The following is a 21,913-nucleotide window of genomic DNA, read 5'->3' on the forward strand; positions in this document are numbered from 1 at the left end:
AGTGATGACAGTATATGAGGCAATCGCAGCACTCGTTCAGTATGGAATTGATACAGGACTGACACCTGAGTGTGAGCGCATTTATACAACAAATCAGCTGCTTGAAATTATGCAGCTTGATGATTATGAGGAACAGGAAGCACCGACAGCAGCACCGTTAGAGGAAATTTTAGATGTGCTGCTTGCAGATGCATGCAGTCGTGGACTGACACAGGACAGCGTAGTGTACCGTGATTTGTTTGACACAAAGCTGATGAATGCGCTTATGCCAAGACCGTCACAGGTAAGAGAGGCATTCTGGAATGAATATAAGGAAAGCCCAGAGAAGGCAACCGAATATTTCTACAAGCTGAGTCAGGATTCAAACTATATCCGCCGCTATCGTGTCTGCAAGGATATGAAGTGGATGACTGCCACTGAATATGGTGATCTTGATATTACAATCAATCTGTCAAAGCCAGAGAAGGATCCAAAGGCGATTGCAGCAGCACGTACACAGAAGCAGAGCGGTTATCCAAAATGTCTGCTTTGCATTCAGAACGAAGGCTATGCAGGACGTGTTAACCATCCGGCAAGACAGAACCACAGAATCATCCCGATTACAATTAATCAGTCTCAGTGGGGCTTCCAGTATTCTCCATATGTGTACTATAATGAGCATTGTATCGTATTTTGCGGAGAGCATTCACCGATGAAGATCGACCGCAGCACATTTGTAAAGCTGTTTGATTTTGTCGGTCAGTTCCCGCATTACTTCCTTGGATCAAATGCTGATCTTCCAATCGTAGGCGGTTCTATTCTGACACATGATCATTTCCAGGGTGGTCACTACGAGTTTGCAATGGCAAAGGCTCCAATTGAGACACCAGTAACAATCCCAGGCTACGAGGATGTAGAGGCAGGTATTGTTAAGTGGCCTATGTCAGTTATCCGTATTCGTCATAACGACAGAGAGCGTCTGATTGATCTGGCTGATCATATCTTAAAGGCATGGAGAGGCTACACCGACGAGGAAAGCTTCATCTTTGCTGAGACAGATGGAGAGCCACATAACACAATCACGCCAATTGCAAGAAAGAAAGACGGCATATTCGAGCTTGATCTTGTGCTTAGAAACAACATCACAACACCAGAGCATCCGCTTGGCGTTTACCATCCGCACGAAAAGCTGCATCATATCAAGAGAGAAAATATCGGTCTTATCGAAGTTATGGGTCTTGCCGTACTGCCGTCACGTCTAAAAGGCGAGCTGTCAGCACTAAAAGAGGCTATTCTTGCAGGAAAGAATCTTCGTGAGGATGAAGTCCTTGCAAAGCATGCTGATTGGGCAGAAGAATTTATGGCTTCCTACGACAAGATAGATGAATCCAACATCGATGCAATTTTGCAGGACGAGGTAGGAAAAGTATTCGCACAGGTTCTAGAAGATGCAGGTGTCTATAAGCGCACAGAAAGCGGAAAAGAAGGATTCCTTCGTTTTATCGAAACACTATAATTAGTGTTATTACAGTTCACAGGACGTTAAATATTTGCAGCATGCCCGAAGGTGAATGGATTTCACGAGCCGGACACTTGAAGCAGGTCTTTCAAAGTAATGTATGATAAGAAAGAATATAAAAGGAGCCTGCTGAGTTTGGTCCGGCGACGAAACCATTGCACCGAAGGGCATTAATAATATATACAGTGAACGGTAAATATTTTTTCAATATAGGCTTGAAATCAATCCAATAAAGGGATAAAATAGTGTATGAAAATAGAACCAAAATTTTGTTTTCACAACGATAAAACTGAAAGAATATAATTTATGCGAAAAAAAAATATAATACTTGCGGGGGCATTGACACTGATGGCAGCTGCCATCAGCGCCTGTGCCCCCGCAGGTTCAAACAGCAACAAAAAGGGATTAGAGGCATATCAAAACGGGGACTATCAAAATGCCGTATATTTATTTAAGCAGGCAATAACGCAGGAGCCGTCAGAGGATGCCTACTATTGTAATTTGGGTCAGGCCTACTGCGCTCAGGGGTATTATGAGGAAGCAATCGAAAGCTTCACACAAGCCATTAACCTAGGGGGCAGTTCTTTCTATAGCTATAGAGGAATGGGACTTGCCTACAATGGATTAGAAGAATATGAAAAAGCAATAGAAAGCTTTCAGCAGGCGATAGAAGCTGCCGGGTCACTCGACAGCTCCTGTCGCCTTGATGTGGTTGGATATCGCGCAGAAGCAAAAATGAAGCTTGGCGACTATGAGGGATCACTTGAGGATTACAATGAGCTCATTGAGGCAGGCTATCGTCTGCGTGACATATATCAGCTGACAGGAAATGTATATCTTTTAATGGATGATGTAGATCAGGCACTTCACTGCTATCAGGAGTGTCTTGATATAGATAACCGCAACTACGAGGGATATCTGACGATGGCAGATGCATTAAAAAAGGCAGAAGCACAAGATGCGCGCCAGGTCGTGCTTAATGCAGCATTAGAGGTCATTCCCTACGAGGCGAAGGACTGGTGCTACCGCGGGCGTATTTATTTAGAGCTAGAGCAGACAGATGAGGCATTTTCTGCATTTGAGGAATCTTACAACAAAGGATATGCACAGGCAGGGTATTATCTTGGCTATTGTTATGAACTTCAGGGAAAAAGTGAGGAGGCCATAAATCTTTATCAGGAACAGATAAAGCACGATCCACAGGATGCCGGGCTTTACAATCAGCTTTCATCGTGCCTTGTTCGTCAGGGAGAATATCAGGATGCGCTGATTATGATTCAAAAAGGGATGCAGCTGGCAGATGAGAGCCAGATGGCAGATTTTTTATGGAATGAAAGCATCTGCTATGAAAAAATGGGGAACTACGATACGGCAATTGAAAAACTGATGAGTTATTTAGAGCAGTATCCGGCAGACAAAGATGCCAAAAAAGAACTGGCATTTTTGTACTCCAGATGATGCAGGAAAGGCAGGTATTCTATGAAAAGACTACTATTTATTTACAACTTACATTCTGGAAAAGGACTGATTCGAAATCATCTGGCAGATATTATTGACACATTCAATAAGGCTGGATACGAGACTGTTGTATACTCGACACAAGAGCGGGCAGATGCGACAAGACTTGCAAAGGAATTGGGTGCTGCCTATGATCTTGTAGTATGCAGCGGTGGAGACGGCACATTAAGCGAGGTGCTTGATGGTGTGATGACTATTGACGAAAAAAGACGTCCAAAGATTGGCTACATTCCGGCAGGCTCCACTAACGACTATGCGTATAGCCTCGGCCTTCCGTCACAGATGAAGCGCTGTGCAAATGTGATTGCAGAGGAAAAATTCCGTGCTGTCGATGTAGGTAAATTTCAGGAAAACAGCTACTTCGTCTATGTAGCAGCATTTGGTGCATTTACAGAGGTTTCCTGGAACACACCGCAGAAAACAAAAAATGCGTTAGGCCATAACGCTTATATATTAGAAGGAATCCGTCAGGTCGGAAATCTAAAACCATATCAGGTGCGCTTTTCATTTGACGACGAGGAGATTGCAGGAGAGTGCATTTATGCAATGGTCTACAATTCATTCAGCGTAGGCGGCATGAAGAACATAAGCGGACAAAATGTAGAGCTTGACGATGGCAAGCTAAATCTTATGATCGTTTACAGACCAGATAATGCAGTAGATTTTTCTGTTATGCTGGCAGATCTAGTAACAAAGAATCCAAATTCAAAGTTTATAGCAAATTATGAGATTTCAGATCTGATAGTTGAAAGCGACAGTGATATTGACTGGGTGCTTGACGGAGAATATGGCGGAAGCCACAAGAAGGTTCATATTCAGGCAATGCCGCAGGCAATGAAGATTGCAGTGCCAGCCGAAACGATTCCACAAGAAAAGTAAATAAAATTCAAAAAACTCTTTACAAATGAGGGGACTTCCTGTATAATATAAAGTTGCTAAGGTATTGCGCAAGTGGCTGTTTGATGCTTCAACAGGAAGCCAATGGCGTGAATAAAAGAAAGGCGTACCTGGGCATACATAGAAACAGTGTGAGAATTGTTTACAGAAAGGACAATGCACATGGAAAAAGAAGTATTAAAGGAACGTTTGACAAAGTTAGTTGAAATTGGCCTTAGCAAGAATAAGACGCTGGATTTCAATGATGTAAATGATTTTTTTGCCGGTGAAACCCTGACACCAGAAGAACTGGAATTTGTATACACATATCTGGAGCGCAAGAAGATTGATGTTCTGCGTGCCGCAACAGAAGATATGGCAGCAGATGATTTTGATAAAGATATAGATTTTTCCGATGATGAGGAAGATGTTGATCTTGATGCAATTGATCTGCTTGAGGGTGTAGGAACAGAGGATCCTGTCCGTATGTATTTAAAGGAGATCGGTACAGTACCGCTTCTTACAGCGGATGAGGAGATGGAGCTTGCAAAGAGAAAAGCTCAGGGCGATGAGTCCGCAAAAGAGCGTCTGATCGAAGCAAACCTTCGTCTTGTAGTCAGTATTGCAAAGCGTTACACCGGACGTGGCATGAGCTTTCTGGATCTTGTTCAGGAAGGAAATCTAGGACTTATCAAGGGTGTAGAGAAGTTTGACTATACCAAAGGATATAAGCTTAGTACCTATGCAACATGGTGGATTCGCCAGTCTGTCACAAGAGCACTTGCTGATCAGGCAAGAACCATCCGTGTTCCTGTTCATATGGTTGAGACAATTAACAAGATGTCAAAGATGCAGCGTAAGCTGACGCTGGAGTTAGGCTATGAGCCAAGCGTTGCTGAGCTGGCTAAGGCACTTGATATGTCAGAGGATAAGGTTATGGAGATCATGCAGATCGCAAGAGAGCCAGCATCCCTTGAAACGCCAATCGGTGAGGAAGATGATTCCAACCTTGGTGATTTCGTTGCCGATGTCAATACAGTTACACCGGAAGGAAATGTAGAATCCGTTATGCTGCGCGATCATATCGATGCCTTGCTCGGAGATCTTAAGGAGAGAGAGCGTCAGGTAATCGAGCTTCGTTTTGGCTTACGGGACGGCCATCCGAGAACACTTGAGGAAGTCGGCAAGGAGTTCAACGTAACAAGAGAGCGTATCCGTCAGATCGAGGCAAAGGCTTTAAGAAAGCTTCGTAACCCAGTAAGAAGCAAGAGAATCCGTGATTTCCTTGCGTAATCAAAAATAAAAAAATAAGACAGCCTTTTGGGCTGTCTTATTTTTTATTTTATTTTGCAATTTCCATCATAATCTCATTGGAACGTGTGATAAACTTAGACATACGATCCGGAGAGAGTGTGCCGTGAGCAAGAGCGGCAAGATCATACAGCTGCTCGCAGTACTTTGTAACAGACTCATCCTCAGCGTGAGCCAGAACATATTGAACAAGCGGATGTGTAAGATTTAAGACAAGTGTTTCATCTGGTGTACCAAAGTCCATACCAGACATGCCATACATCTTCATCATCTCCTGCATTCTTCTTCCTTCCTCAGAAAGAGTCATAACACAAGCCATAGAAGCATCCTTTAACTTTTCAGCCTTAACAGTCAGCTTATCATTATTTAATGCCTTGTGGAAGAGTGCAGTCAAAGACTCGCTGTCCTTCTTCAAGGTTTCCTTCTCCTCATCAGATGTTTCCTCCTTAAAGGAATCAGTCAGATCAGAGTCAATGCGTACAAACTTAACATCAGGATTCTTCTGCTCTAATCTTGTGATAAATGGAGCGTCAATGTTATGCTTTAAGAGAACGGCATTGATGCCTTCCTTTTTAAACATCTCAATATACTGGCTCTGCTCCTTCTCATCAGTTACATAGAAGACCTGATTCTTATGCTTCTCCTCATTCTCCTTTAAGATATCCGGAAGAGTCAGATACTTGCCATTCAAATCCTTAAAGATGATATAATCATTCATCTTCTCAGCGAATTTCTCATCCTTTAAAACACCAAACTTGATAAATGGATTGATGTCATCCCAGAACTTCTCATAATCCTCACGCTTTGTCTTGCACATACCAGTCAGACGGTCAGCAACCTTCTTTGTGATATAATCGGAAATCTTCTTAACAAAGCCATCATTCTGCAGAGCGGAACGTGAAACATTAAGCGGAAGATCAGGACAGTCAATAACACCCTTTAACAGCATCAAGAACTCAGGGATTACTTCCTTAATATTATCGGCAACAAATACCTGATTGTTGTACAGCTTAATTGTACCCTCGATGGAATCATACTCAGTGTTGATCTTCGGGAAGTACAAAATACCCTTTAAGTTAAACGGATAATCCATGTTCAGATGGATCCAGAACAGCGGCTCCTTGTAATCATGGAATACTCTGTGATAAAACTCCTTATATTCCTCATCGGTACACTCATTTGGATGCTTTGCCCAAAGCGGAGTAGTCTCATTGATTGGCTTAGGAGCCTCAGGTGCTTTTTCGGTTGGCTCAGCTTCAGTTTCAGCCTCAACAGCTTCACCGTCAGCAGCCTTCTTTGCAGCTTCCTCAGCCTTTCTCTTTTCTTCTTCTTCCTTAGCCTTCTTTTCGGCCTCATCTATTCTTGCCTGCTCCTCAGCAGTCTTGATTGCCTCAAAATAAATCGGGATAGGCATGAAAGAACAGTACTTGTCAAGGATTTCCTTTGCACGATATTCATTGCAGAACTCGTAGCTGTCCTCATTTAAGTAAAGAGTGATAGTAGTACCGATCTCAGTTTTAGCGCTGTCAGTCATCTCGAAAGAAGTACCCTCATCAGACTCCCAATGAACAGCCTTAGCACCTTCCTTATAAGAAAGAGAATCAATCGTTACACGGTCAGCAACCATAAATGCTGAGTAAAAGCCAAGACCAAAGTGACCAATAATCTGATCATCATTTGTCTTATCCTTATACTTGTCAAGGAAATCACGTGCACCAGAGAAAGCGATCTGATTGATATACTGATCAATCTCATTTGCATCCATACCGATACCATTATCAGTAAAGGTGATGGTCTTAGTCTCTGCATCAGCAGTAACCTTTACGCAAAGCTCTTTGCCTTCCGGAATGGTGTACTCACCGATCATGTCAAGCTTCTTTAACTTTGTAACCGCATCGCAGCCATTGCTGACAAGCTCACGGAAGAATATATCGTGGTCAGAATACAGCCACTTCTTAATGATAGGAAATATGTTTTCACTGTTAATTGATAAACTGCCTTCTTTATTCATAACATCCTCGTTTCTGCGTCTGTCGTTTTCACAGCAAGCGTAAAAATTTGACGACGCGACTTTCATAGCCAATTTAGAATCATGACATCGAACATTATTAGCACTGTCGCTGCCTGATTGCTATTTTCTTGCTGCAATTCGTATTTTACAGCTATGAACATGATTTGTCAACACGAAAAGATGACAATTCTGCTAGAAAAGGCACAATTTTATAAAAATTTTAGCACTCACTAGAATTGAGTGCTGACTGCACGATTAAGCCTCCTCAAAATCAAGCTGCTTTTGCTTGATCCAAGCAGCAACGTAGTGATCCCACAGTCGTTCACTGTCACGGTCAAGGGAAAAACGGGAAAATACAGTGCCAGTCGATAATGAAAGAGTGTGATTTCTATAGGAAAGATGAAGTGTAAAGCCATCAATGTCCTGATTATTGGCAAGCATCGGATCATTAAACAAGTTGGAAGCCTTGTCTTTATCAAGAAAGAATGTGATCTGAAAGGAAACAGGAGGCTGCTTACCCTTAATTATCGAAAAACAGACAGGGCGAAGACGCTGCCAGGAACAAAGCTTGTCAGGCTGCGTATCAGCATCCTCAAAAAAAGCGGCATTTAAATGACCGTCCATAGAAAAAGTGATATAGCTGACAATAGTAACAGACAGCACATCAAAGTCATCAAAAGACGGTTGTGTAAACAAATGGGATGTGGCATCCTTTAAAGAAGAGAGTGTAAAAGCAAGCATCATGTACCTCCAAGAATTTAACTCATTTGCATTTTAAAAATAAACGTAACTATTCAGAACCCCATTCGCAATATAAAATTGCTATTCTGTCTGAATGCAAGCATTCATAGAAAGCAATTTTGCATGGCTCTGAATAGTTACAAATAAATAAAAAAAGAGCATCCGGTGACGGACACTCTTTTGTACTGGAAAGCTCCCGACGGGACTCGAACCCGTGATCTATTGATTACGAATCAATCGCTCTACCAACTGAGCCACGGAAGCGCTTTGAACCGTACTATATTATGATACCAGAGGTGGAGGGTTTTGTCAAGAGAAAAATGAAAGTTCACGCGGTATGTTACGAAAGCCCTTCGGTGTAATGATTTCGTAAAAGTTTTATTTATCGTTAAAATACTCGTCAGGATCAAAGGTTCGAGCTTCTGCTGGAGTGAGGTGGTACACGGGCGGTTCAAAATATCCTTCGTCAGCCAGCTTATTTAAGTATACACGATAAAGGGACAAACCGACTAAGAATAATATGGCTATGACACATAGTGAAGCCCAAAATAATTTCTTTTTATTGGTTGTTCGCATTGCAGGCTGCACATGAGAAATATCAAGCTGAGAAAGAAATGCATCAGCTGTTGCCCTTGGAGTATCAAATTCGGAAACTAAATCCGAGTAAGAAATCGGTGAATTTTCCTGCTCAGCCTCAAAATCCTCTAATGTCTGCTGAAATTTAGAAAGAAATTGTTGTTTTGTCGCTTTATCGCAGCAAAGTAAATCAGACAGCTCACGAATATATTGTTCGATAGCGGTATTCATAATTAAAGACTTTTGCTCCTTTCAAAAATGCAGCGAATGCTGTCATGTACGATATCGTATTCTTCCTTAAGCTGAATCAGATGTTCTCGTCCTTTAGGTGTAATGGAATAGATAACGCGAATACGCTTACGCCCAAGCTTAGTCTCAGAAATATCTTCCTGAGAAATAATATAGCCCTCGTCAGACAACTTATACAAAATTGGGTAAAGAGAGCCTTCCTTGATGATCAGGCGTCCATCGCTTCTGTCCTTAATTTCCTGAACAATACGGTAGCCGTGAGCATCATCTTCATTTAAAATAAGGAGGGCAAGCATCTCAACAGACCCTCGTTTAAACATTTCTATTGCCATGTGTCCCTCCCTTCGACAACTTTTTTGAAGATTGCGGGAGTGTAAAGCACCTTTAACCCCAACATCATACTAAACAATTATTATGAATGAAAAGATAATAAAAGTCAAGAGTTAAGATTTATATAGTGGTAGTAATCATGAAATATTGCCGTAAATATCACATGACATGTTGATATTAAGTATTTTGTTGGAAGCTTATAGTGAAACTACTTTGTTAATATCTTTGGTAATCAGTAATACCAAGTTCTTCAAATCCAGGTACATCTGTACCATCATACATAGTTTCAATGACATACCCATCCTGAAACCAATAAAACTGATAAATCCTGCGGATTGAATAGATAACCAAAGCTGCAAAGATTAATATGCACGCGGTAATAATGCAAAAGTGCTTTATTTTCCTGCGTTTTACCAAATTATGCAGCTGTGTTGAACTATATTCACCTAAAAAGCTGTTAGCCACTTCCTTGGGTGATCCAAATTGCTCAACGATATCCTCATATTTAAGAGCAGTCGGATACTCTGATTCAAATTCTGATAGTCGATTTTTTAAAGACGACAATATTTCCTTTTTCTCTTTTTCACTGCAGCACAGCTGCTTGGAAAGATCCTTTAAATACGTATTAATGGCATTATTTTTCAAAATGTACCTCCATCTTGCAAATGAAATCTTGCTCCTTTGTTAATATCTTTGGTAATCAGTAATACCAATTTCTTCGGGACCGGGTATATCTGTACCATCATACATAGTTTCAATGACATACCCATCCTGAAACCAATAAAATTGATAAATCCTGCGGATTGAATAGATAAGCAAAGCTGCAAAGATTAATATGCACGCAGTTATAATGCAAAAGTGCTTTATTTTCCTGCGTTTTACCAAATTATGTAGCTGTGTTGAACTATATTCGCCTAAAAAGCTGTTAGCCACTTCCTTGGGTGATCCAAATTGTTCAACGATATCCTCATATTTAAAAGCAGCCGAATGCTCTGATTCAAATTCTGATAGTCGATTTTTTAAAGATGACAGTATTTCCTTTTTCTCTTTTCCACTGCAGCACAGCTGGTTTGAAAGCTCTTTTAAATACGTATTAATGGCATTATTTTTCAAAATGTACCTCCATCTTGCAAATGAAATCTTTGATTTTTTTCAGTATGAACTATAATATATAAAAAGTCAATACTTAGGAATCTTAAATATAATATTGACAAGCTATATAAGAAATGGTATATATAAAATATAAATAAATAGAAGCAACAAAATAAAAAAACAAGGAGCGAAAAAGGTATGAAAAGAAGGGTAATATGCATAGCGGCGACGGCATTGTGCATGGCAATGACAAGTATGGCTTATGCAAAAGAAATCGAGACAACTACAGAAGAGGATGAGGCTTACTATACCTTAGAAGTAAAACGAAAACCATACGATATCGAGAAAATAGCTTCTGTAGTTTTGGGGGAAGATTATCAAAGAGATAAAGAGTATGAAAGGTACTGGTATAATGAAGAAGGTACGCTTGAAGATGAGCTTGAACATGTGGAGTATTATAAGACAGGTTATTATCGAGCATATCCAATGTTTGGTTATAGTAACTGGAATTGGCAATATCAGGATATTTATTTGGAATCAAAATTCCCAGAAGAAGGAGATGAGAAAGATAAGAAAAAGGCGATTGACTATGGCAGGAAGCTGATGGAAGATCTTGATTTTTCCTACAGTGAGATTTCTACATATTTTATGGGAATCGAAAGTGTTAAAGCGTTGGATATGGACATTGTTGCACCAGGTTATACAGAAGTAGGCTATGAAGAGGTAAATGATAGGGAATGGAGCGAAGAAGATGGTGCATGGCTGATGCTTTTTCGAGGATTGGACGAGGTGGAAGGTTTTCCGCTAAGCACACAGATTATAGATAATGTTACTGTTATAATCTGGCATCCGGAATATGGCCTAATTTATTTGGAAGCTCGTCCAGAATTTGAATTAATAAAAAAAGAACCAGTACAGATTTTACCAGAAGATGAGGCAATGGAGTATTTCAATAAAGTTACCGAGCGATATCAGGTAGAGGCAGAGGAGGCAGATGTACAGGATATTGATATTGTATATATAGTTGATCAGACGGCGCTAGATGAAAAAACATCAGTGTTAGTACCATGTTTTCGATATAAATTCACATGCAAGGGGGAAGCAGAAGATTTCTTCTGGGCAAATGATACTATTATAGGCAGTTCCCAAAAGCAAGGAGAAATGCTGGTGAATGCAGTCAATGGCAGCACAGATTCCATATTTGGATCGGAATTTTTAAAGTGAAAAAGAAAAGTCATCTCTTAAAACTGCTGAAAATGGATTTGCATCGCTGCATCGGTGCAAAGCGATTTCCTGTGATTATTGCTCTAATAGTAGTATTACTGATTGCAAATGTATGGGAATCGGTAATGATAGAATTACAATATAAAATGCGTATGATGGGAAGCTTAGAGAAACTGATGGAACTGCTGATATTTGATCGCTTTAAGGCAGCAGTAATTGTTCTGCTTTCAGCGGTATATACATTTGGATTATGTGATGATCGAAACAGTTCGTATGACAGATTGATTCTGTTTCGATGCAGGCCAGGAGAGTATCTGCTGTCAAAGCTGATTTCCAATGCAATAGGGGTTGTGTCAGCAGTCTGTATAAGCTTTGTACTATTTTCAATTGTACTATTGCCGATTATGCCGCTTGTAGGTGGAGATGGTATGACGCAGTACTTTGGTTACTTCGCATGTGCAATGAATTTTGCAGGACCACTTGCTTATAGTATATTAGTAGGACTTTTGTTTGGACTGTTTGCAGTCTCAGTGACATCATTTGGAATTCTTGCTGTATCTATATTTCCAAATCGGTATGTAGGAATTGCGGCCTCTTTTGTTGCATTCTATGTGATTTATGCATTTACAGGAACCTTTCCATTTTCCGTGAATGTGTGGTACTTAAGTTCAGGCGTACAGGTGTTAAATGTAAACGGCTTTGCAGTGAATTATTTTTATGCGATTGGAATAATGCTTTTATTTTGCATGGTTCCATGGTGCTTGTGTTTTTGGGCAATGAAGAGGAGGAAACATGAAGGATGGATTTAAGAGTGCGACAATTATTGCGACCCTAAATCTGTTAAGTTGGAAAAAGGACTACAGAATCTGGTCAGTAGGTACAGTGATAATGGTCTTAATTATTCGTTATTTGATTGGAGTACCACTTTATGCGTTGCCAAATGGAAAGACTTCGACAGCACTTTTACTACCGGTGCTGTTAGCTGATGCAATGAACAGTAATGGATTGCTAAAAGTGCTGATTTTCTTTGGTGGAATTTTACTGTTCTGTGACGCTCCATTTTTAAAGGATAATAAATGGTTTTTAATTCACAGAGCAGGGCGAAGAGGATGGTGGAAGGGAGAATGTCTATACATTGCAATCGCATCCTTTATTTATATGGCATTCATCGCGGTATGTAGTTTTCTCGTGGTGCTTCCTTGTCTGGAGTGGAATGGCTGGGGAAGCATATGGGAAATATCCTCGAATAAACTGATGAATTATGTTTTGTATTCTAAGGTATATCCGAAAAATGTCATTTCTAGTACAAATGTATGGAATGCTGCATTTTATTCGTATGTGGTAAGTAGTCTTACGGTGATGCTGTTAGGGTATCTAGTGTACGCATTTAATGTGATAACGGGAAAAAACTGGCCGGGAATATTGGCAGCGAGTTGTCTTGTCCTGGGTGATCCAGTCGTTATTTATTTTTATCATGAACAGACAAGCTGGATGATGTTGTTTTCACCAGTAAATTGGAGCAGTATTGAAAATTTGAAGAAATATTCAGGAGAAGGCATGCTGACTTCGGTGTATGTCTATGCGGTGAGTTTGAGTATTTGTGCCATATTGATGATGGTGATTAAAGAAAAAACTCAAGAAATGGATTTATAAATTTAAGTAAGTAATGCGTCTGGCTGTCTCTGACATAAAGTCAAAATGTTACATCAAATGTTACAGAATAATTTAAATAACAAAGTTTTTGTAACAAAACATACATAGAAATGTATCAGAAATGTAAAGGAAATGTAATTGCATTTTAGACCTAATGCTGATAAAATAGGGATAACATAAGAAAAAGTAAAAAATAGTCAAACAATAATTATTGAATTGGCTGCTTTTGAAATTTCAAAGACATTAAAAAAGTGCAGTTAACGGGGAGAGCGGAAAGGAAAATACGCATGAAAAAAGTATGGAAAAAGCTGTTGGCAGCGGCAGGGATGACAGCGGCACTTGTCTCAACATCAGGTTGTATGGTCTCAATTCAGTTTGACAGATCTAAAAGACAGCTTCCTCAAAAACTGTCGTCATCAGATGAAAAAACATGGGCAGCAGAACCAGTTTGGGTATCATCAGGGGAAGCAGGAGTGCTTACAAAAGAGTCACAAGCTTTTGAATCAGAGTTTGAACCAGAGTCTGAAAAAGAAAGTGAATCTGAACAGGGAACAGCAGCAGAGATGACAGAAAAAGAGTCAGAGTCGCCGACAGAAAGTACAACAGCAGACAGCTTTGTAATTCCTCTGCCGCCGCAGGTAGGCTGATTCGTATTAAAAGAACAGAATAAATTAGGAAGGAGCAAGATAAATGAGAAAATTATTATGGAAGAAAGCGGCGATTACCGCAATGGCAGGAACAATGATGATGATGACGGGATGTGAATTGCAGGGAGCTGTAAATAAGAATCAAACGACATCCACAGCAGCACAGACGAGTAAAACAGCGGAGTCATATGCAAATACACAGCCGTCAAGTGTGACACCTAATACAACTGTGCAGGTGTCAACACAAGAACAACAAAATCAGGCAGTAACTGAGCCGACATCACCAGAGTCAACAGCTCAGAGCCAAGCGCCAGCCAGCAGTTCGGAAGCCGGCAACGTGACGCCATCAAGCGAGGAGCAGGAAGTCAGCTTTTCATTTGAGTGGATCACGGGTGATGTGCCGGAAGGTGATGGTGATGTTGCCTGGTTTACAGTGGACCCGATTACAGAAGATAATTTTTGGGTGAAATTCCATGGCTCTGCAAACGAAGAAGGAATTAGCAATGTAAGAATTGCAGTGTGGACCGAAGCTAATGGTGAGGATGATATTGAATATATCGATGCAGAGAGTCTTGGAAATGAGACGAAAGCATATCCAGTATATATTCAGAATCATAATAATGAGAAAGAGGGATATGTTCTGAAGGTATCATATACTAACAAAGCAGGCGAAGAAAAAACGTGTGAGAATTACACACGAATTTCATTAGAGTGAGATAAACATATGAGTACAATTGAAATAAAAAATCTGACAAAACGTTATGGAGAGGCAGAAGTATTAAGTAATATTAATATGAAGCTAGAGTCTGGAAAAATCTATGGACTTGTAGGCAGAAATGGTTCCGGAAAGACTATGCTTATGAAGCATATCCTTGGGTTTGTAAAGGCAACGCAGGGAACAATTTTGATAAATGGAAAAGTAGTCGGAGAAAATGATGACATGCAGGAAAATATTGGTGCTATCATCGAAAATCCGGGTTTTCTGCCAGAATATTCTGGCTTCACAAATCTGAAGCTTCTTGCTATGATTCAGGGAAAAATCAAAGATGAGCAGATAAAAGACGCGATACGTCTTGTTGGTCTAGATCCAGAAAGCAAAAAGGCGGTAGGAAAATATTCACTAGGTATGCGCCAACGTCTGGGACTGGCACAGGCATTGATGGAAAATCCAGATATTTTGCTATTAGATGAACCTCTAAGCGGTCTGGATAATGACGGCGTACAGGAAATGTGGAAGCTTTTCTTGAAACAAAAAGAAGATGGAAAGCTAATTGTTCTGGCAAGCCACAGTAAAGAAGATATCGGAACGCTTTGCGATGAAATCTTTCGCTTTGATAAGGGAAAAATGGTCGGACATGAGATCAAGAGAGAATAAATGAGTATGTAAAGTGGTAAGTGAAATTTGCCGTGCTGAATAAAATATGTTTTTTATCTCAGCACGGCAGAAAGGAACTTGTATGAGAAAAAAATATAAAATATATTCAGTAATATTAACAGGAATAATTTTGACTGGCTGTAAATCAGTTCGTATGACAAGTCAGGATCGTCAGCAGTTCATGCCAAATGGAATATCAGTAGCACAACAGCTATTAGAAGAAACAGAAGAGGCAACGCAAGCCAAATCTCCCGAAGCAATAAAAACAACGCCATCTGCGAACAACACAACAAGCGAAAGCAGTGTTGAAGAGAGTGAAAGTAGTATGAAAGAAAGCAATCAATCTCAGGATAAGCAGGAAAACAACGTGAATATATTAGCACTAGAAATAGAACCATATGAATTGTCTGATGTTTGTAATGCTATATTTGAAAAATCGTTAGATGAAGTTGAGCAAAGTCAAAATCAATATAGCATGTATTATTTGACGGATGGGGACAGAAGAGTACGCCAGTATGATATGCTTGGCTTAGAATATGAAGTAAAAGGCGTGTCAGGAAGCTATTCTGCAATCGCAGAGATGGCAACCAATACACTTCGGTGGCAGGAAATTTTGTTGAGGGAATCATTTCCACAGGATAAAATTGATAGTGAAATGAAGCCTGAAGATGCAGAAAAAAATTGCAGAGAGATTGCAGAAAAAATAGGATATTCCTATACATACGTTAGAACATATGTAATGGATTTGCAGAGTATTAAGAAAATTAATAAAAATGCAGGAGATAGTGTATCTGGTCCTGGTTATGAAAATAAAGAAGATGAATATGATGGTACTTGGTCAGGTGTATTTACAGGTGGGAAGCCGTGGACACAAGAGGACGAGGCATATTTAGTTATAATGAAAAATCCCCTAATAAATGGAAGAATATTAGAAAACAATGGAAATTCAGATATTGCGTGGATGGTTTATCATCCAGTGAAGGGATTATTATATATGAAAATTCCTCCACGTTATCGTATTTGCAGCGAACAAAAGAAAAATTTGATTGACAGGACACAGGCAGCAGATTATTTGGATAAGGAAATAAATGCGACAAATATTGATGGAAAGAGTATACAGATTACGGATATTTCATTGGTGTATGCAGTAGATGAACTGTCATCTGAAGGAATTCAATGTTCACCATATTGGCGTTTTGGTTTTCAAAAAAGAAAAAATTCTGAATCTGTATGGCTATACAAAGATTTGAATGAGTATGACACATATAGTGATACAGAAGATGGGAAACATCAGGAAAATGGATATTTTTTGATTAATGCAGTTGATGGATCAATCATGTATTAATAGGAGACACATATGAAGGAATTAAAAGCGGAACTAAAACGTGGTATACTGCATGGGAAAATAATATATGTGATGATGATGGTAGCAATACTATTTGCACTTGGGTGGACAGAAAATCTGTCGCAGGCGATAGAATTTAGAGAAAATGCTAACGTCGTATTTAGTAGTATTCAGCATGTTTTATACGTGCTGTATTTTGATCGTTTTAAAGCAGTCATGATTGCGGTATTATCATTACTGTGTGCAGGAAGTGTTTATGAAGATATCTCCAGTGGTTTTTTCCTGTTTCAAAAACTTCGAGTAGGAAGGATAGAGCGATATGTGATCTCAAAGATTGCTGCGAATATGTTTCTTGTAACAACAGCAACGATTGGTGGAATTTGGCTTTTTGTGGCTTTCGTAAGACCGCTAATGCCGTTAGTAGGTAATAATCCACAGCAAGATATAGTTGAATACTACGATATTTATCAAACACTAGGCCCCATTCTTTATTTGGCAGCGATGGGATTAATTTTTGGATTATCTGCATCCTTTTTTACTTCTTTTGGGTTATGGATTGTATTTTATATGCCAGATCGCTTTGCAGCACATGCAATTTCCTTTTTGGTTTATTATGGATTATTATCAATTACTGATTTTTTGCCGAAAGAGTTGGATATTTGGAATCTCACGAGTGCAGCAAAAATGCTCAGAATGACGGATAGTTCATTTTGGAATTATTTATATTCTGTTAGCTTATTACTTGTGTTAAATGCGATTTCGGGAATTGTATTATGGAAAAAACTAAAAGGAAGGTATGAAAATGGGTAATTTGAAGAAAGGTTGGTATGTTTGCGAAAGCAATTTTATACAGTGGCGTAAAAATTATAGAATATGGATGATTGCGGCAATAGAAACAATATTGATTTTTCGATATCTTCATGGATTATCTGAGTATGGGCAGGCAACAGGAAAAACAATTACGCCGTTTGTTCTTCCAATTGTTTTTGCGGAGGCAGAAAATAGTAATGGATTATTAAAAGTATTAATCTACTTAGGATGTGTTATGCTATTTTGTAATGCTCCTTTTTTGAATAATCAAAAACCATATATGATTTTACGATGCAAGCGGAAAGGCTGGTATTTGGGTGAAAACATGTACGTGTGGCTGGCAGCATTTCTCTATATGTTGTTTATTTCGCTTATTTCGCTGATAGCAGTTCTTCCAACAGTTTCAACAAATCGACTTTGGGGAGAAATTGCAGGAGATTTTGTTGTAAATCAAAGAAGCTTAATTCCAGTTTATACGTGGGGACTAGTAATGCCAGTACGAGTAATACAAAATTATTATCCTTTAGCCGCATTTATGTATACTTTTATTACTGGATGGTTAAGTATAGTTTTCATTGGTAAGCTGATGTATCTGCTAAATTTAAAAATTGGCAAAAAAACAATAGGAATTTCAGCAGCAGTCTTTTTTATTATGTTGGATCCAGTAGCTGTATATTTTACAAATTTTAAACAATATGGTTTGTTTTATGTTTCTCCGATAAATTGGAGCAGTCTTGAAAACATAAATACCGTTTCAGGTTATCCGCATTTGTCGGGAGAATATATGTTTGTAATGTATATCATTTTGATTGGAGTAGAATCTTTGCTGAGCTATATATGTTCAATTAAAATGGATATAGAAGTCAAAATGATATAAATAAAACAGAAACCATTACACCGAAGGGCTTTTTTAAACTAGCCGCAAAGAAAAAGGGAGGGTGACAACCTCCCTTTTTTATGGTATGATACGAGAAGCATCGCGACATTAATTGCAATTGCAGAACAGGGCTATTTATAAACCCTGTCAGAAAGGAAAAGTTATGGAATTACAGGAATCCACAAATCGTCTGGTTGAGCTGATCCGCCACTCCCAGTCACCGTATCATACAATGAAGGAGGCTATCAGTCAGCTTGAAAAGGCAGGTTTTGAGCGCATTTCACTTGCAGAGTCTGCAGCGCTTGAGCCTGGAAAGGCATATTATGTGTCAATTTATGATCGTTCACTTGCTGCATTTCGTGTGCCGCAGTCTGGCTTTAAGGGATTTCGTATTATCACATCCCACATCGACAATCCGTGCTTTATGATTAAGCCAAATCCGGAAAGAAAGAAATCTGACTGCATCACTTTAAATGTAGAGCGCTATGGTGGTCCGATCTTAAATACATGGCTTGATCGTCCGCTGACAATTGCAGGACGTGTATGTGTGGCAACAGATGATCCGTTTAATCCGCAGACCATTCTGTACAATTCTAAAAAGCCAGTTGCCGTAATCCCGAATCTGGCAATTCATATGAACAGAGAAGTAAATAAGGGTGTTGAGTTAAAGGTTCAGACTGATCTTGAGCCGATTGTCTCTTTAATAGGAGCAAAGGAAAATACACAGGGATGGCTTCTTGGAAAGATCGCTGCAGAGCTTGGCATTGAGGCAGACAGCATTCTTGATTATGAACTGTTTTTATGTAATGGTGAGGAGCCATCAATTACAGGCTTTGATGATGAGTTTTTATCAGCGCCAAGACTTGATAATTTGACCTCCTGCCAGTCATGCTTAAATGCAATCATGGATACAGAGGCACTTTCTGATATCTGTAATCTTGTTGTATTGTTTGATAACGAAGAGTGTGGTTCAAGCTCAAAGCAGGGTGCAGGCTCAGTAATCTTGTCTTCCATTTTAGAGAAGATTTATCTGAATACACCAGATACAGACAAGAGCCGCACAGCATTCATCGACGTAATGCTTCACAGCCTGACAGCATCACTGGATGTAGCTCATGCTATGCATCCGAATCATCCAGAGAAGAACGATCCGACCAATCCGATTCCAATGGAGGGTGGTGTTGTTATCAAGATGAACTACAACCAGAGATATGCAACAGATACTAATGCAGTATCAATTGTAGAGGGAATCTGCCGTGCAGAGAAGATCGCTCATACAAAGTTTGTTAATCATGGAGATGCTGTTGGCGGCGGAACACTTGGAAGTATCTTAAGTACTTCAATTCCGGCAATGACAGTAGATCTTGGCGTACCGATTCTGGCAATGCATTCTAGCCGTGAGCTTATGGCTCGTTCTAGTCAGCTTGCAATGGATCAGTTTGCTGAGGCATTCTTTAAATAATAGCGATTGTAAGCAGATTCAGCCCATGTAAGAAGTGCATACAGCACAATAGCTGCCGTACATAAAATTACTATGGATGTAACTACATAGTCCATTTTAAAGGTCTGGCTGCCATAAATTATTAGGTAGCCAAGACCTGCGCGGGCTGCTAAAAACTCACCTATTATCACACCGACAAGACAAAGGCCAATGTTGACCTTCATGTTGTTGATAAAGACGAGCACGGTGCTGGGAAGCAAGACCTTTGTGACGATGTGCATTTTTGTGCCGTTTAGCGTTTGTATTAGCTTTATCTTTTCTGGGTCAACAGATTCAAATGCGTGGTAAAGCGTTAATATTGCGCCAAATACGGCGAGAGAAACTGCGACAACAATGATGGTGCGCGGTTTATTGCCAAGCCACACAATTAAAAGTGGTGCAAGTGCTGATTTTGGCAGGCTGTTTAACAGAATCAGATACGGTTCAAATAGCTTGTAGATCCAGCGAAAGCGCCAGAATAAAAGAGCGGTAAAAAGGCTTATGACCATAGTCATAAAAAAGCTGAGTGCTGTTTCTTTTAGTGTAACAGAAACATGAAGCCACAGTGTATTATTTGCTGCAAAGCTTTGTATTGTGCGTATGACGCGTGACGGACTGCTGAAAATAAAATCATTTATAATGCCAAATCGGGCGCAAAGTTCCCAGATGGCAAAAAACAAAATCCCAATCAGAAACCGTCCGGCAGTTAAAAGCTTGCGGTTTCTTTTTTGTCGTCTGGCAAGCAGACGCATCAATTCTTCATTTTTCATGGGCAAATGCCTCCCAAAGCTTTTGAAAATATGGATTGAATAATGGATGGTTCCTGCGGGCGAGTGGCGAGAGTGCAGTAAAATCAGGATCAAATACGAGCTCCATTTTAATTGTTGAAGGCCTTTTCCCTAAAACAAGCACTCTGTTTCCTGTACTGACAGCCTCTGCCAGATCGTGTGTGACCAAAATGGCAGTTTTCTTGTTCGTGCGGATAATCTCACAAATGTCATTGCAGACAGTGAGCCTTGTCTGGTAATCAAGTGCTGAAAATGGCTCATCAAGAAGTAAAAGCGTGGGCTCCATGATCAGTGTGCGAATAAGAGCAGCTCTCTGGCGCATGCCGCCGGATAATTCAGAAGGCTTTGCACCCAAAAAGCCGCCAAGATCATAGCGAGTAAGCATTTCAGAAGCGGTTTTTCGTGTTTTCCTTTTATCTTTATGGGAGGAATGCTGTATTTCAGGGCCAAGAAGTGTGTTGCGAAGAATGCTTCTCCACTCAAAAAGCTGATCTCTCTGCAGCATATATCCAATTTCCTTTCTCGGTTTTATGACAGGCTCGCCTAAAAAGAAAACCTGTCCGGCAGATGACGGCATCAGACCGGCGATAATATCAAGAAGCGTTGATTTTCCGCAGCCGGACGGTCCGACAATCGATATGAAATCGCCTTCAAAAGCCTGAAACGAGATATTGTCGATTACAGGTAAGCAAGATGATGCAGAAAGATAATCAAAGGAAAGATTGCTAACATCAAGCATTGGTTCCATAGTTGCCTCCTTTTAATGAAGCTTAAGGGCATATATCTTCACGGAAAAAGTGCATTTTGTATAAGAAAATCCGTGAACACGACCCCCAATATAGGATATGATACCATTTTGAAAAATGAGTCATTGACGAAAGAAAAAGCAAGTGCTATACTTTATGATACTAAATTAAAGTGTTGAAGGAGGATACGATGTCTATTTTTGATCAATTTTCAAAGGTAACAAAGGATTTTGGAAACAAAGCCCAGGAGATGACGAAAGATATCAAGGGCAAGCTCGAAGAGCAGCAGGCCATTTCTCGTTTGAATGCTCAGGTAAATGAAGCAAAAAATCAGATGAAAAATACATACATGGCAATTGGAGAAAGATACTATGAGCTTCACAAGGATGATGTGGAGAATGATATGGCAAATCAGTTTCAGATCATTGCTGATGCTATGGAAAAGATTGCTAAGTGTGAGCAGCAGATTAGGGATATCAAAAATGAGAATACCTGTCCAAGCTGCGGCGCAACCATTTCAAAAGATGTGCTGTTTTGTCCTAACTGCGGAACAAAAATAGAAAGACCACAGCCAGAGCCAGAACCGCAGCCGACACAGAAGGTTTGTCCTGAGTGTGGTGCTGCAGTTGATGAGGAGGATGTATTTTGTACTAATTGCGGTGCTCGTGTTGACAGTGAGGAGTCATCAGAAAAAGATGATGAGCAAACTGAATCTGGGCCGACAGATACACAGCAGTAATATACGATATGTAGGCAAATAGCCCTT

Annotated in this window: 23 protein-coding genes and 1 tRNA gene; 15 read left to right on the plus strand and 9 right to left on the minus strand. The window is 39.9% G+C overall.

The genetic code is table 11. The annotated features are described in order from the left end of the window. Nucleotides 1-4 precede the first annotated feature (4 nt). The 4 genes from galT (at nt 5) to rpoD (ending at nt 5,185) form a co-directional block, all read left to right on the plus strand. Nucleotides 5-1,495, plus strand: a complete 1,491-nt coding sequence (galT, locus tag LKD48_RS02415) for a UDP-glucose--hexose-1-phosphate uridylyltransferase (RefSeq protein WP_308731062.1) — start codon at nt 5-7, stop codon at nt 1,493-1,495. A 309-nt stretch (nt 1,496-1,804) separates the two neighbouring features. Next, nucleotides 1,805-2,956: a tetratricopeptide repeat protein gene (locus LKD48_RS02420; RefSeq protein ID WP_308731063.1), complete on the plus strand. Its 1,152-nt coding sequence runs from the start codon at nt 1,805-1,807 to the stop codon at nt 2,954-2,956. Nucleotides 2,957-2,977: 21 nt separating this feature from the next. After that, on the plus strand, nt 2,978-3,895 hold the full coding sequence (locus LKD48_RS02425) for a diacylglycerol/lipid kinase family protein (RefSeq protein WP_308731064.1): 918 nt from the start codon (nt 2,978-2,980) through the stop codon (nt 3,893-3,895). Between the two features lie 180 nt (nt 3,896-4,075). Then, on the plus strand, nt 4,076-5,185 hold the full coding sequence (gene rpoD, locus LKD48_RS02430) for an RNA polymerase sigma factor RpoD (protein WP_227100718.1): 1,110 nt from the start codon (nt 4,076-4,078) through the stop codon (nt 5,183-5,185). Between the two features lie 49 nt (nt 5,186-5,234). Here rpoD and htpG read toward each other — a convergent pair whose 3' ends face one another. The 7 genes from htpG to LKD48_RS02465 all read right to left on the minus strand — a co-directional run bounded on the left by htpG (nt 5,235) and on the right by LKD48_RS02465 (nt 10,223). After that, entirely contained in the window at nt 5,235-7,214 is a 1,980-nt protein-coding gene (htpG, locus tag LKD48_RS02435) for a molecular chaperone HtpG (protein ID WP_308731065.1), read from the minus strand. A gap of 255 nt (nt 7,215-7,469) precedes the next feature. Further along, nucleotides 7,470-7,958, minus strand: a complete 489-nt coding sequence (locus LKD48_RS02440) for a DUF5721 family protein (RefSeq protein WP_308731066.1) — start codon at nt 7,956-7,958, stop codon at nt 7,470-7,472. A 188-nt stretch (nt 7,959-8,146) separates the two neighbouring features. Next, nucleotides 8,147-8,219, minus strand: a tRNA-Thr gene (locus LKD48_RS02445). Between the two features lie 114 nt (nt 8,220-8,333). Continuing rightward, nucleotides 8,334-8,762 (minus strand): hypothetical protein, encoded by a 429-nt coding sequence (locus tag LKD48_RS02450; protein WP_308731067.1) that lies wholly within the window; start codon nt 8,760-8,762, stop codon nt 8,334-8,336. Between the two features lie 2 nt (nt 8,763-8,764). Then, nucleotides 8,765-9,112 (minus strand): PadR family transcriptional regulator, encoded by a 348-nt coding sequence (locus tag LKD48_RS02455; RefSeq protein ID WP_066563999.1) that lies wholly within the window; start codon nt 9,110-9,112, stop codon nt 8,765-8,767. A gap of 214 nt (nt 9,113-9,326) precedes the next feature. Continuing rightward, complete coding sequence (locus tag LKD48_RS02460) at nt 9,327-9,755, minus strand: HAAS signaling domain-containing protein (protein WP_308731068.1); 429 nt, start codon at nt 9,753-9,755, stop codon at nt 9,327-9,329. Nucleotides 9,756-9,794: 39 nt separating this feature from the next. Further along, a complete protein-coding gene (locus LKD48_RS02465; RefSeq protein ID WP_308731069.1) occupies nt 9,795-10,223 on the minus strand; it encodes an HAAS signaling domain-containing protein in 429 nt (142 codons plus the stop codon). Between the two features lie 177 nt (nt 10,224-10,400). On the opposite strand from LKD48_RS02465, the gene LKD48_RS02470 reads away from it, so the two are divergent. The 10 genes from LKD48_RS02470 to LKD48_RS02515 all read left to right on the plus strand — a co-directional run bounded on the left by LKD48_RS02470 (nt 10,401) and on the right by LKD48_RS02515 (nt 19,595). Further along, the gene (locus LKD48_RS02470) at nt 10,401-11,426 is read left to right on the plus strand and encodes a hypothetical protein (RefSeq protein ID WP_308731070.1); all 1,026 of its coding nucleotides are present in this window, start codon (nt 10,401-10,403) and stop codon (nt 11,424-11,426) included. Nucleotides 11,427-11,551: 125 nt separating this feature from the next. Then, on the plus strand, nt 11,552-12,235 hold the full coding sequence (locus tag LKD48_RS02475) for a hypothetical protein (RefSeq protein WP_308731071.1): 684 nt from the start codon (nt 11,552-11,554) through the stop codon (nt 12,233-12,235). Then, nucleotides 12,219-13,079 (plus strand): hypothetical protein, encoded by an 861-nt coding sequence (locus LKD48_RS02480; protein ID WP_308731072.1) that lies wholly within the window; start codon nt 12,219-12,221, stop codon nt 13,077-13,079. Before LKD48_RS02475 ends, LKD48_RS02480 begins: the two co-directional genes overlap by 17 nt. Nucleotides 13,080-13,366: 287 nt before the next feature. Then, nucleotides 13,367-13,726, plus strand: a complete 360-nt coding sequence (locus LKD48_RS02485; RefSeq protein WP_308731073.1) for a hypothetical protein — start codon at nt 13,367-13,369, stop codon at nt 13,724-13,726. A 43-nt stretch (nt 13,727-13,769) separates the two neighbouring features. Next, nucleotides 13,770-14,441, plus strand: coding sequence for a GBS Bsp-like repeat-containing protein (locus LKD48_RS02490; RefSeq protein WP_308731074.1), 672 nt, complete (start codon nt 13,770-13,772; stop codon nt 14,439-14,441). Between the two features lie 9 nt (nt 14,442-14,450). Continuing rightward, nucleotides 14,451-15,101, plus strand: coding sequence for an ABC transporter ATP-binding protein (locus LKD48_RS02495; RefSeq protein ID WP_227101967.1), 651 nt, complete (start codon nt 14,451-14,453; stop codon nt 15,099-15,101). A gap of 82 nt (nt 15,102-15,183) precedes the next feature. Continuing rightward, on the plus strand, nt 15,184-16,446 hold the full coding sequence (locus LKD48_RS02500) for a hypothetical protein (RefSeq protein WP_308731075.1): 1,263 nt from the start codon (nt 15,184-15,186) through the stop codon (nt 16,444-16,446). Between the two features lie 12 nt (nt 16,447-16,458). Continuing rightward, nucleotides 16,459-17,256 carry a hypothetical protein gene (locus LKD48_RS02505; protein ID WP_308731076.1) on the plus strand — a complete coding sequence of 266 codons (798 nt, stop codon included), beginning with the start codon at nt 16,459-16,461 and terminating at the stop codon, nt 17,254-17,256. Further along, entirely contained in the window at nt 17,249-18,133 is an 885-nt protein-coding gene (locus LKD48_RS02510) for a hypothetical protein (protein ID WP_308731077.1), read from the plus strand. Before LKD48_RS02505 ends, LKD48_RS02510 begins: the two co-directional genes overlap by 8 nt. 163 nt (nt 18,134-18,296) lie before the next feature. Continuing rightward, the gene (locus LKD48_RS02515) at nt 18,297-19,595 is read left to right on the plus strand and encodes a M18 family aminopeptidase (RefSeq protein WP_308731078.1); all 1,299 of its coding nucleotides are present in this window, start codon (nt 18,297-18,299) and stop codon (nt 19,593-19,595) included. Here the strand turns inward: LKD48_RS02515 and LKD48_RS02520 are convergent. Both LKD48_RS02520 and LKD48_RS02525 read right to left on the minus strand, forming a co-directional pair. Continuing rightward, a complete protein-coding gene (locus LKD48_RS02520) occupies nt 19,568-20,383 on the minus strand; it encodes an ABC transporter permease (RefSeq protein ID WP_308731079.1) in 816 nt (271 codons plus the stop codon). The two genes, LKD48_RS02515 and LKD48_RS02520, sit on opposite strands and share 28 nt — an antisense overlap. Continuing rightward, a complete protein-coding gene (locus tag LKD48_RS02525) occupies nt 20,373-21,149 on the minus strand; it encodes an ABC transporter ATP-binding protein (RefSeq protein WP_308731080.1) in 777 nt (258 codons plus the stop codon). Before LKD48_RS02525 ends, LKD48_RS02520 begins: the two co-directional genes overlap by 11 nt. Nucleotides 21,150-21,337: 188 nt before the next feature. On the opposite strand from LKD48_RS02525, the gene LKD48_RS02530 reads away from it, so the two are divergent. Continuing rightward, entirely contained in the window at nt 21,338-21,886 is a 549-nt protein-coding gene (locus LKD48_RS02530) for a zinc ribbon domain-containing protein (RefSeq protein ID WP_308731081.1), read from the plus strand. Nucleotides 21,887-21,913: the final 27 nt, after the last annotated feature.

Origin of the sequence: Anthropogastromicrobium aceti (genome assembly GCF_020687335.1) — a bacterium.
Classification (GTDB): Bacteria; Bacillota; Clostridia; order Lachnospirales; family Lachnospiraceae; genus Anthropogastromicrobium; species Anthropogastromicrobium aceti.